The sequence below is a fragment of the Paraburkholderia sp. UCT31 genome, assembly GCF_014397655.1.
Lineage (GTDB): Bacteria > Pseudomonadota > Gammaproteobacteria > Burkholderiales > Burkholderiaceae > Paraburkholderia > Paraburkholderia tuberum.
This window is the reverse complement of record NZ_VZQP01000173.1, coordinates 1-1,391: the sequence shown is the minus strand read 5'-3', so window position 1 is coordinate 1,391 and position 1,391 is coordinate 1. Positions and strand designations below refer to the sequence as shown.

General features: G+C 62.0%; 1 protein-coding gene. It reads left to right on the top strand.

Annotated features, from left to right (window positions below):
• The first annotated feature begins 132 nt into the window (after window positions 1-132).
• Complete coding sequence (locus F6X40_RS41430; RefSeq protein WP_187631881.1) at window positions 133-1,359, top strand: ISL3 family transposase; 1,227 nt, start codon at window positions 133-135, stop codon at window positions 1,357-1,359.
• Window positions 1,360-1,391 lie beyond the last annotated feature (32 nt).

The window sequence follows — 1,391 nt, the reverse complement described above, 5'->3', positions numbered from 1 at the left end:
GTGGGTGATTTGGCGGGTCAAGGGCGGGCGTGAGCCCGGCGCAGCGAACCCTTGAGGCGCCCTGAACCGGCAAGCTGGTGCATGGCTGGTTGCGGCAGAATGCGGCAACCAGCCATGCGAGACGAAGCGAACATGACGAATCAACTCTTTGAAGCCGCCTTGGGAATCAAGGCCCCGTGGTACGTGCAAGGCGTCGACTTCGACACGGCCAAACGGCAGCTCACGATTGCCGTGGACTTTGTCGCTGGCAGCCGCTTCGCCTACCCCGGGGTCGCCGGTGAGCACCCAGTGCATGACACGCAAATCAAGCGACTGCGCCACCTGAATTTCTTCCAGCACGAGTGCTATCTGGAAGTGCGGGTACCGCGAGTGCGCTTGCCGGATGGCGCGGTACGGCTGGTGGAACCCGACTGGGTCGGCCAACTCGACGGCTTCACGTTGCTGTTCGAAGCGCTGGTGCTGATGCTGGCGCAGCAGATGCCGTTTGCCGCGGTGGCACGCATCGTCAATCTGTCGTGGCACCGAGTGCATGCCATCTGCTCTCGCTATGTGGAACTCGCGCTCACGTCGGCGAACCTGTCGGACGTGAGCACGGTAGCTATTGACGAAACCTCGTACCGGCGCGGCCACGAGTATCTGACGCTGGTCGCCGACATGCAGGCGCGACGGGTCGTGTTCGTCACGCCCGGGCGTGACGCGAAGACGATTGAAGGCTTCGCGGCATATCTGAGCCGACACCACGGCACGCCCGAGCAGGTCACCTCGGTGAGCATCGACATGTCGCCCGCCTTCATCAAAGGCGTGGGCGAACATCTGCCCAATGCGCGGCTGACGTTCGACAAGTTTCACGTCGTCGCCCACGCGTCCAAGGCGCTTGATACGGTGCGCCGCCAACAACAGAAAGCCGACCCAGAACTTAAAGGGATGCGCTGGACGCTGCTCAAGGACGCCAACAAACTGAATCTGGCGCAATTGACCGACCTCGAGGCGCTGGTCAGGCAGTACGCCACCAAGCGCACCGCCCGCGCATGGCTGTATCGCGAGCAACTGCGCGAGATTCTCGGGCGCAAGCAAATCCATGTCGTCTCCGAGATGTTGCGGCAGTGGTGCACCAACGTCATGCGCTCGAAAGTCGAGCCGATGAAGGACGTCGCGCGTCTGATTCGTCGGCACTTCGACGGCATCGTCGCCTGGACTCAGACGCGCCAGACCAACGGCTTCATCGAAGCAATCAACGGCTTGTTTCAAGCGGCCAAGCGAAAGGCTCGCGGCTACACGCGCTTCGCGACGATGCGCACGGTCCTCTTTCTCGTTGCTGGCAAGCTCGATTTCTCCGGCTTCAACCCGCATGCCTCGTGAGCCCCGTTACCCACTGCATTTTCAAAAGAGCC